Below are 9775 nucleotides of genomic sequence, written 5' to 3'. Positions count from 1 at the left end.
GTTCGAAGGGCGGGGGGTCGATGGCGCCGTCGGGGTCGAGGCCGCGGGCGCTCACCGGTGCCTCGATGCCGAGGTCGGGTACGTCGACGCGCCGCGGCCGGGCGGGGGCCAGCGGCTCGTGGCCGCTCGGCAGCTCGACGCCGAGGGGACGGCCGACCGCCGCCACGTCACCGGTCGCGGGTGCGGTGAGGCCGCCGGGCAGGCCGGAGAGGCCGCTGCCCCACAGCCCGAGGCCCACGAGCAGAACCGCCCAGGCGATCCCCGTGAGGAGGCGCGCGGGCCCGGGTGCGCGTTTGTCACCGGACATGTTCACGCCCGCCCGTCACTCGGGGCGACGCCGTCGGACGCTGCGGAAGGCCACGGCGACGGCGGCCACCCCGGCGAGGACCAGGCCGACCACGGCGTGCCGGGTGCCGGGGCCCGCCTCGGCGGCGTCGTCGTCGCGGGCCGCGTGCGCGGCGAGCCCGGAGGTGCCGCCGCCACCGGCCTTGGACGGGGCCTCGGGCGCGGGCTCGTGGTGCTCGACGGCGACGGTGCCCGCGCCCTGATGGGGGTGGCCGTCACAGGTGACGGTGACGTCGTAGGTGCCGGTCAGGCCCTCTCTGACGCGGGCGCTGCCCTTGAGCGCGTGGGAGCCGCCGCCCTCCCCGGTGAGCTCGGCGTCCTGTTCGAAGGCTCCGGACCCGGCCGACCCCGTGGTGCCCTCGCATCCCGTGACGCTCACCTCGACGGTGGCGCCGGGCGCGGTACTAGACGGGGTGACTCCGGCCCGTACGGACCCCTGGTCGTGGGCCTGGGCCGCGCCCGGCAGGGCCATGGCGAGGGCCACGGCGACCGGGGCGGCGCGGAGAGCTAGCGGACCTATACACATCGTGAACCTCCTCCTCCGAGGTTCACGCCGGGTGAGCGTCACCGACCACCGGAGTGTGGCAAACGGGTCGCACCCGGGGACCGGACCTAGACGCGGTCCACCAGGTCAGCGATGGAGTCCACCACCGTGGAGGGCCGGAAGGGGTACTGGTCGATGCCGTCGCGGGAGGTCAGTCCGGTGAGGACGAGGAAGGTCTCCATCCCGGCCTCCAGACCCGCGAGGACGTCGGTGTCCATGCGGTCGCCGATCATGGCGCTGGTCTCGGAGTGCGCCCCGATGGCGTTGAGGCCGGTCCGCATCATCAGGGGGTTCGGCTTGCCCGCGAAGTACGGGGTCCTGCCGGTCGCCTTGGTGATCAGCGCGGCGACGGCGCCCGTGGCGGGCAGCGGCCCCTCGGTGGAGGGACCGGTCTCGTCGGGGTTGGTGCAGATGAAGCGGGCCCCGCCGTTGATGAGGCGCACGGCCTTGGTCATGGCCTCGAAGGAGTAGGTACGGGTCTCGCCGAGCACCACGTAGTCCGGGTCGTGGTCGGTGAGGACGTAGCCGATGTCGTGCAGCGCGGTCGTCAGGCCCGCCTCGCCGATGACGTAGGCGGTGCCGCCGGGGCGCTGGTCGTCGAGGAACTTGGCGGTGGCGAGCGCGGAGGTCCAGATGTTCTCGACGGGCACGTCCAGGCCCATGCGGTTCAGGCGGGCCTGGAGGTCGCGCGCGGTGTAGATGGAGTTGTTGGTGAGGACCAGGAACGGCTTGCCGGACTCGCGCAGCTTCTTTATGAAGGCGTCGGCACCCGGGATCGGGACGCCCTCGTGGATCAGCACGCCGTCCATGTCGGTCAGCCACGATTCGATGGGCTTGCGCTCTGCCATGGGGTGCACTCCTGCGGTCTGCGAGTTCTGAGAGGCGCCGGGACAGCGCTGTGCCGACGCCCTTAGCCTAAACAGGGAACCGTGATCTTGACCCCGCCGATCCCGGGCGGATCATGCCCGGCCGTGCACGCTTCCGCACACGGTCAGCTCCCGGTGGCCGCCTTCCAGTCCGCCACATAGCGGGGCAGGTTCTCGGAGATGTCCGTCCAGTCCGGCTCGAACACCTCGACCCCTTCGACGATCCTGTCCAGGGCGATGGCGTCGGTGTCGGTGGCCTTGATGTCCTTGCGGGCCGCGAAGCCGCCGCCGACCGAGCTGACCTGGGACTGCGCCTTCCGGCTCAGGAGGTAGTCCAGGAACTTCCTGGCGTTGGCGCTGTGCGGGGCGTTGGTGACCAGGCCCGCCGCGTACGGCAGGGCGAAGGTGGTGGGCCTGCCGCCCTTCCGCGCCGGGAACCAGATGCCGAGGTTCGGCATGTCCTTGGACTGCGCGTAGTTCATCTGGACGTCGCCGTTGGCGGCGAGCAGCTCGCCCTTGTCGACCTTGGGGGCCAGCTTGCCGGTGGAGGCGGACGGTCCGACGTTGTTGTTCTGGAGCTTCTTCAGGTAAGCCATCGCCTGCTTCTCGCCGCCGAAGTCGTGCATGGCCTTGATGAGCACGGCCGTGCCGTCGCCCGCGACGCCGGGCGTGGAGTACTGCACCTTGTTCTTGTAGGTGTCCTCGGTGAGGTCCTCCCAGGTCCTGGGGGCCTTGCCGCCGGGCAGCTCCTTCTTGTTGCGGATGAAGCCGAAGTAGTTGTTCACGACGGCGGTCCACTTGCCGCCGGCGTCCTTGGCGGAGCCGTCGACCTCTTCGGCGCCCTCGGGCTCGTACGCCTTCAGGAGCCCCTTGGCGTCGGCCTGCTGGATGAAGGGCGGCAGCGTGATCAGGACGTCGGCCTGGGTGTTGGACTTCTCGCGGACGGCGCGCTGCACCATCTCGCCCGAGCCGCCCTCCACGTAGTTGACCTTGATGCCGGTCTTCTTCTCGAAGTCCTTGAAGACCTGGTCGTACCAGCCGTCGCCGTTCTCGCCCTTGAGGCCGTCGGCGCTGTAGACGGTGACGGCCTTGTCGTCGGAGGCGGCGGAGGTGCCGCCACACGCGGTGAGGGAACCGGCGAGGACGAGGCCGCCGGTGACGGCGGCGAGCGTGCGGAGCTGCGTGGCGCGTGACATGACGTGGGGTACTCCTTGCGAGGGGGTCGGGCGTGGCGGGGTCAGCGGTAGGAGGCGCGGGTGCGGACGCGGGAGACGGCGAGGAGCACCAGCAGGGTCGCCGCCATCAGGACGACCGCGAGGGCCGCTCCGGTGAAGGCCGAGCCGCGGTCGGTGGCGGCGTAGATCCGCACCGGGAGCGGCGTCCAGTCGGGTGGGTAGAGCATCATCGTGGCGCTCAGCTCGCCCATGGAGAGGGCGAAGCAGAGCCCGGCGGCGGCGCTCAGGGAGGGCAGGAGGAGCGGCAGCTTCACCTTCCACAGGACGTGGGAGGGGCGGGCGCCGAGCGAGGCGGCGGCCTGTTCGTACGCCGGGTCGAGCCGGGCGAGGGCGGCGGCGACCGACTGGTGGGCGAAGGCGGTGACGAGCACGGCGTGCGCGAGGACGACGATCCACCGGGTGCCGTTGAGGATCATCGGCGGCTTGCTGAACGCCACGAGGACCGCGAGGCCGACGACGAGGGACGGCACGGCGACCGGCAGCACGAAGAGCGTGCCGAGCACCCGGCCGGTGAACCGGGAAAGACCGTTCCCCTTCTTCAGGGAGTCGGCGGCGAGCGCGGCCCACGATCCGGCGGCGAGTGCCAGGAGGCTCGCGGTGACGGCGGTGACCAGGCTGGTGGTGAGGGCCTGGAGCGACTCGCCGCGGGTGGCCGCCGCGTAGTGCGCGGTGGTGAGGCCGGAGGGGAAGGCGCCGGACCAGTGGGCGGAGAAGGACGCCGCGAGGATCACCAGGAGCGGTAGCGCGAAGAGGGGCAGGAAGAGGACGGCGAAGAGGACCCAGGCGGCCCGTCTGCCGCCGCGGCTATGCACCAGCACGTCGGCTCACCACCCGGTAGAGGCCGTACAGGCCCACGGAGATCGCGATGTTGACGACGGCGACGACGCAGGCCGCCGGGTAGTCGGATTCGAGGATCGCCTTGCCGTAGACGAGCGTCGGCAGGGTGGTGACGCCCTTGGCGCCGGTGAAGAGCACGATGCCGAACTCGTTCAGGCACATCACGAGGACGAGGCTGCCGCCCGCGGCGAGCGCGGGCAGCGCCTCGGGCAGGATGACGCGGCGGACGATGCGGGCGGGCCGCGCGCCGAGGCTGGAGGCCACCTCCAGCTGGGCCGTGTCGAGCTGGGAGAACGCGGCGAGCAGCGGGCGCAGCACGAACGGCGTGAAGTACGTGATCTCCGCGAGGAGCACGCCCCACGGCGTCGTCAGGAACTGGAAGGGCCCCTCGGCGGCCCCGGTCGCGTCCGTCCAGACGCCGTTGGCCATGCCCTTGGTGCCGTAGACGAAGAGCAGGGCGAGGGTGATCAGGAAGGACGGGAAGGAGAGGAAGACGTCGATGAACCGGGAGACGGCCCTGGCCCCGGGGAACGGCACGAAGGCGATGACCAGCGCGAGGGCGAAGCCGAGCACCAGGCATCCCGCCGTGGACCCGAGCGCGAGCCACACGGTGGTGCCGAGCGCCTCCCGGAACGCCTCGGACGCGAAGACGTCCGCGTAGGGGCGGAAGGAGGTCCCTCCGGTGTCGGGCCGCACGGACTGCTGGACGACCAGGGCGAGCGGGTAGAGGAAGACGAGGCCGAGGACGGCGACGGGCGGCAGGGCCCACACCCAGCGGGGCACGGTCCTTGGCGGCCGCGCCTCGCGCGCGGGCGCCGGGGTGAGCGTGGCGCTAGCCATCGGCCACCCCCGCCGAGAGCAGGACCGCGTCCTCGGGGGCGAAGTGCACGGTGACCTCGTCGCCGATGCCGGGCGGGTCCCGCAGCTCGCGGACGTCCGCCTTGACCCGCTCCCCGGCGACGTCGACGTACAGCCGGTGCGTCGCGCCCCGCCACTGGACCTCGCTCACCCGGCCGGTGAGGGCGTTCGGCCCGTCCCCGAGGCCGACGAGGTGCGGCCGGACGCAGAGCGTGGCGCCCGCCCCGGCGGCGGCACCACGCGTGTCGACCTTCAGCTCGGTCCCGCCGTGCGAGACCGACCCCTCTCCCACGGTCACCGGGAGGAGGTTGGCGTTGCCGACGAACGAGGCCGTGAACTCCGTACGAGGGGTCCGGTAGAGCTCCTGCGGGGTGCCGCAGTCCCGGAGCCTCGCGCGGTCCATGACGGCGATGCGGTCCGCCAGGGTCAGCGCCTCCACCTGGTCGTGGGTGACGTACAGGATGGAGACGTCGGGCAGCTCCCGGTGCAGCCGGGCGAGTTCGGCGAGCATGCCGGACCTGAGCTGTGCGTCGAGCGCGGAGAGCGGCTCGTCGAGCAGGAGCACGCCGGGCCGGATGGCCAGGGCCCGCGCGATGGCGACGCGCTGCTGCTGGCCGCCGGAGAGTTCACGCGGGTAGCGCCTCGCGTACGCGCCCATGCCCGTCATCTCCAGGGCCTCGGCGACCCGGCCCGGGATCTCGGCCTTGGCGGTCTTCTGGGCCTTCAGGCCGAAGGCCACGTTGTCCGCGACGCGCAGATGCGGGAAGAGCGCGTACTGCTGGACGACCATGCCGATGCCCCGCCGGTGCGGCGGCAGCGCGGTGACGTCGCGCCCGCCGATGAACACCCGCCCGGACGCGGGCCGCACGAACCCCGCGACGGCTCGCAGCGCGGTGGTCTTGCCCGACCCCGAGGGGCCGAGCAGGGCCATGACCTCGCCGGGTCCGACGGTCAGGTCGAGGGAGTCGAGGACGGTGTGGCCGTCGTAGGCGACGGAGACCCGCTCGAAGCGGATGCCGCCGCTCATGTGCCCGTCCCGGCGGGCGGCGCGAGGAGCGCGGGCAGACCGGCGACCGAGGCGAGGACGTGCGTGGCGCCGTGCTCCTTGAGCGTGTCCTCGCCGTGGGCGCCGGTCAGCACGCCCGCGACGACCCCGGCTCCGGCCCGGACCCCGCTCGTCATGTCGTAGGCGGTGTCGCCCACGACGGCGACCTCCCTGACGTCCGCCACGGCCCCGGTCCGCAGGAACGCGCTGAGCACCATGTCGGGGTAGGGGCGCCCCCGGCCGCCCGCGTCGGCGGGGCAGAGGGTCAGCTCGACGAGGCCGCGCCAGCCGAGCGCGTCGAGGATGGCGTCCTGAGTGACGCGGGCGAAGCCGGTGGTGAGGACGACGGTGCGCCCGTCGGCCCGCAGCGCCTCGATGGCCTCCCGCGCCCCGCTGACGGGGGCGATGCGGCCCGCCTCGACCAGTTCTCCGTACGCCGTCTCGAAGGCGGTGTTGGCCCGCCGCGCGAGCGTCTCGTCGCCGAACAGGTGCCGGAAGACGGAGATCTTGGACTCGCCCATCGTGGCGCGTACGTAGTCGAGCTTGCCCGCGTGGTCGGCGGAGCCCGGTTCGACGCCGAGTTCCGCCGCCGCCGCGGAGAAGGCCTGTTCGACGAGGCCGCCGTCGGCGACAGTGGTCCCCGCCATGTCGAGCACGACGAGCCCGACGCGGTGCTGTGGCACGTTCATGTTCCTCACCAGTTCAGTTCGTTCGCGGTCCGCTCGGCGATGGCGGGCGAGCAGGTCATGCCGCGCCCGCCGGGCCCGGTGACCAGCCACACGCCCTCGTGCACCTCCTGGCGGTGGACGACACGGCTGGTGTCGACGCACTGCGCGTACACCCCGGCCCAGCGCCGCCTGACCTTCGGCAGCGGGCGGCCGAGGAAGCCCTCGACGACCTCGGTGAGGTGGTCGTAGGGGTCTTCGAGGGTGTCGAAGGCGAAGGGGTGCTCGTACTCGTGGGTGTCGCCGACGGTCAGGCCGCCGTCCGCGCGCTGCACCATCAGGAGCTGCATCCGGTGCGCGGCGGCAGTCGGGGTCTGCGGCTGCCCGGCGTTGAGCGCGTCGAGCGCGGGCGAGGCGTACGCGGGGTAGTACCGGAAGCTGTCCGCGTCCGCCACGGACGTGGTCAGTGCCTCGCCGAGCGGCTCGGTCTGCATCATCTGGAGCCGGACCCGCCGTACGGGCAGGTCTGGTCCCGCCAGTTCGCGCACGAGGCCGCCGAGCCAGGCGCCGGTGGCGAGCACGACGACGTCGCCCGCGTGCACCTGCCCGTGGTCGTCCCGCACCGCGCCCGCGCCGACGACCTCGCGGACCTCGCGGTTCGGCAGGAAGGTGTAGCGGGGCGACCTCAGGAGCGCCTCGCGCAGCCGCACCTGGGCGGTGCGGGGCTCCACGGCGGCGTCCCGCTCGCACCACAGGGCCGCGCTGAACTCGCCGCGCAGGGCCGGGTTGAGGGCGCGTGCCTCGTCGGCGGTGAGCAGCTTGTGGCCGCGGGCCGCCGCGTCGGGGCGGGCCAGCGCGGCCTCGGCGACCGCCCGTTCCCGCTCGTCGCGTACGAGGGTCAGGGACCCGTTGGCCCGGAAGCCGAGGCCGGGGACGCGCTCGCCGATGCCCTCCCACAGCTCGCGGGCGCGCAGCGCGGTGTCGAGCTCCTCGCCGCCCGCGCGGCCGCTCACCCAAATCTGCCCGAAGTTGCGGAGCGACGCCCCGCGGGCCTCGCTCTCGCGCTCGATCTGTACGACCTCGTGGCCGCGTTCCACTGCGTGCCAGGCGTGCATGGTGCCCACCACGCCGGCTCCTACGACGATGACTCTCACGGCCGCAACGCTCCTTTCGCCGGGTGGCGCGGGCGGGGCCGGGCGGCAACGGGACGGTTAACGGGTCATCAAGCTTGGACTAGACCCGTTATGTTCTCGTTATCCGGGCAGGGTGGGTGCGACGCCTTCGGCTCTCAGCCGCCGAGCCGTGCCGTGAAGGAGAACCGGTCGCCCCGGTACAGGGTGCGGACCCGCTCCAGGGGGAGGCCCGCCGTGTCGCGGGAGAGCCGGTGGATGAGCAGCATGGGCAGCGCGGGGGGCGTGCCGATGAGCAGCGCCTCGCGCGGGGCGGCGAGGACCGTCTCGATCCGCTCGTCGGCGTCCCCGAAGGCGATGCCGAGCTTCTCGCGGAGGTGGGCGTAGAAGGACGAGTCGGGGGCGAAATCGGTGTCGAGGCGGGGCACGCGGGCCACGGAGACGTAGGTGCTCTCCAGGCCGACCCGCTCGTCGTCGGCGAGCAGGACGCGCTCCATGTGCCAGACGGGCTCGCCGGGCTCCGCCCCGATGTCGGCGGCGAGGGCGGGCGGGCAGGGGAAGCGGTCGAGCGAGATCAGGGTCCGTCCCGGGGTCCGCCCCTGGCGCGCAKKSGGSSSCGCGGCGACCGTGCCGCGCCCCTGCCTGCGCAGCCGCCCCTCCAGGAGCAGTTCGCGCAGCGCCTGGCGCACGGTCTCCCGCGCCACCTCGTACCGCACCGCGAGATCCCGCTCGGCGGGCAGCGCCTGGCCCTCGCCGAGGTCGTCCACGAGGGCGGAGATCCTGGCCTTGACGGCGTAGTACTTCGGGATGCGACCGTGCTCGGGGATGCCGGAGCGGACGGGGGCGCCCGGCACGTGACCGAGCAGGTCGGCGGGGTTCAGTTGGTCCACCGGGGGATGTTCGCAGACGGACGTGAACGGCCGGGTTCAGCGGGGGGCGCCTGGCGTCCGGTCGCGGTACCTGCGGGAGAAGGCGATCAGGGCGGCGCCGCCGATGACGAGGAGGGCGGCCGTGGCGCCGAGCCCGGTCAGATAGCGCTCACCCGTCCGCGCGAGCTGGTCGGCGGAGAGCATGGCGGGGGCGTCGGGCGCGATGCCGAAGGCGTAGGGGTTGGACTCGCCGACCCAGTCGCCGTCGTTCTTCCTGCGCTGGACGAGGGCGGCGGTGGCGGTGACGGTGTCGGCGGCGGCCTCGCCGGTGAAGCCCATCCGTACCTTGACGGTGACGGTCTTGCCCGGCCCGACGGAGAACCCGCCGAACCCGTCGTCGAAGACGCCGATGATCTCGCTCTGGTCGGTCCGGTGGAACGCCACGGGGTGCCAGCGGGAGCCGTCGTGGAATTCGAGCCCGATGTGCTCGGGGCGCAGCGACCGCTCCTTGCCGACCAGGACGACGAGGGGGTGGACGCGGTCGCAGGTCTCACTGGTGGCGTTGGTGAGCCCGATCGCCCACTCCTGCCGCCCGCCGCCCGGCCGGTAGGTGCGGGGTCCCTCGTGGATACGGGCGTCGACGGGGAAGTCGGCACGGTCGGCGGGAGCGCAGCTGGGTTCGTACGCGACGAGCGGGGCGGGGCCCTGGCGGGCGGCGGGCGTGCTTGTTCCCTCGACGGTGGACGCCTCGGTGCCGGGCCCCCGGGTGACGGTGGACGCCTCGGTGCCGGGCCCCCGGGTGACGGTGGACGCCGTCGCGGCGGCGGGCGCCCCGGCGAGGGTCAACGCCTCGGTGCCGGGCGCCCCGGTCACGGTGGACGCCCTCGCGGCGGCGGGCGCCCCGGCGAGCGCGCACGCGAGGGTGAGGGCAAGGGCGACGGCGACGGCGGTGGCCACGCCGGAGGCGAGAGAACTGCACAGGCGCATGAGTGACCTTTGCGGGACGGACCGCCGGGAGCGGGACGGTGAACCGGCGACGGGACGGACCACCGGGGAGCGGGACGACGAGCAGACGGCGGGACGAACCGCCGGGGAGCGGGACGATGAGCAGGCGGCGGACGGACCGCCGAGAGCGGGACGGTGAGCCGGGAGCGGGACGGTGAACCGGTGGCGGACGGTGAGCAGGCGGCCGGACGGACCGCCGGGGAGCGGGACGGTGAGCCGGTGGCGGGACGGTGAGCCGGGAGCGGGACGGTGAACCGGTGGCGGACGGTGAGCAGGCGGCCGGACGGACCGCCGGGGAGCGGGACGGGAACCGGTGGCGGGGCAGTGAACCGGTGGCGGCTGCACCCCCGGCGGAGAGCCGCCCCCTCCCCCAGAC

10 protein-coding genes and 1 pseudogene are annotated in these 9775 nt (G+C 73.4%); all 11 read right to left on the bottom strand.

The window, feature by feature from the left end; translation table 11 throughout:
• A pseudogene (locus tag AB8Z36_RS20405) lies at positions 1–307 on the bottom strand (class F sortase); the annotation flags it as partial.
• Between the two features lie 15 nt (positions 308–322).
• Entirely contained in the window at positions 323–871 is a 549-nt protein-coding gene (locus AB8Z36_RS20400; protein ID WP_369214785.1) for a hypothetical protein, read from the bottom strand.
• 86 nt (positions 872–957) lie between these two features.
• On the bottom strand, positions 958–1737 hold the full coding sequence (locus AB8Z36_RS20395; protein WP_369214784.1) for an HAD-IIA family hydrolase: 780 nt from the start codon (positions 1735–1737) through the stop codon (positions 958–960).
• A 143-nt stretch (positions 1738–1880) separates the two neighbouring features.
• A complete protein-coding gene (locus tag AB8Z36_RS20390; RefSeq protein ID WP_369214783.1) occupies positions 1881–2951 on the bottom strand; it encodes a 2-aminoethylphosphonate ABC transporter substrate-binding protein in 1071 nt (356 codons plus the stop codon).
• Between the two features lie 41 nt (positions 2952–2992).
• Complete coding sequence (locus tag AB8Z36_RS20385) at positions 2993–3808, bottom strand: ABC transporter permease (protein ID WP_369214782.1); 816 nt, start codon at positions 3806–3808, stop codon at positions 2993–2995.
• Entirely contained in the window at positions 3795–4667 is an 873-nt protein-coding gene (locus tag AB8Z36_RS20380) for a 2-aminoethylphosphonate ABC transporter permease subunit (protein WP_369214781.1), read from the bottom strand. Before AB8Z36_RS20380 ends, AB8Z36_RS20385 begins: the two co-directional genes overlap by 14 nt.
• On the bottom strand, positions 4660–5712 hold the full coding sequence (locus AB8Z36_RS20375; protein WP_369214780.1) for an ABC transporter ATP-binding protein: 1053 nt from the start codon (positions 5710–5712) through the stop codon (positions 4660–4662). Before AB8Z36_RS20375 ends, AB8Z36_RS20380 begins: the two co-directional genes overlap by 8 nt.
• The gene (locus tag AB8Z36_RS20370; protein WP_369214779.1) at positions 5709–6419 is read right to left on the bottom strand and encodes a phosphonatase-like hydrolase; all 711 of its coding nucleotides are present in this window, start codon (positions 6417–6419) and stop codon (positions 5709–5711) included. The genes AB8Z36_RS20375 and AB8Z36_RS20370 overlap by 4 nt, the downstream gene beginning before the upstream one ends.
• Positions 6420–6424: 5 nt before the next feature.
• Positions 6425–7549, bottom strand: a complete 1125-nt coding sequence (locus tag AB8Z36_RS20365; RefSeq protein WP_369214778.1) for a TIGR03364 family FAD-dependent oxidoreductase — start codon at positions 7547–7549, stop codon at positions 6425–6427.
• A 134-nt stretch (positions 7550–7683) separates the two neighbouring features.
• Positions 7684–8415: a GntR family transcriptional regulator gene (locus AB8Z36_RS20360; RefSeq protein ID WP_369214777.1), complete on the bottom strand. Its 732-nt coding sequence runs from the start codon at positions 8413–8415 to the stop codon at positions 7684–7686.
• A 36-nt stretch (positions 8416–8451) separates the two neighbouring features.
• Entirely contained in the window at positions 8452–9381 is a 930-nt protein-coding gene (locus tag AB8Z36_RS20355) for a hypothetical protein (RefSeq protein ID WP_369214776.1), read from the bottom strand.
• Positions 9382–9775: the final 394 nt, after the last annotated feature.

Source organism: Streptomyces flavofungini (assembly GCF_041028215.1).
Lineage (GTDB): Bacteria > Actinomycetota > Actinomycetes > Streptomycetales > Streptomycetaceae > Streptomyces > Streptomyces flavofungini_B.
The sequence above is the reverse complement of the archived record's forward strand: the minus strand, read 5'-3'. Positions and strand labels throughout refer to the sequence as shown.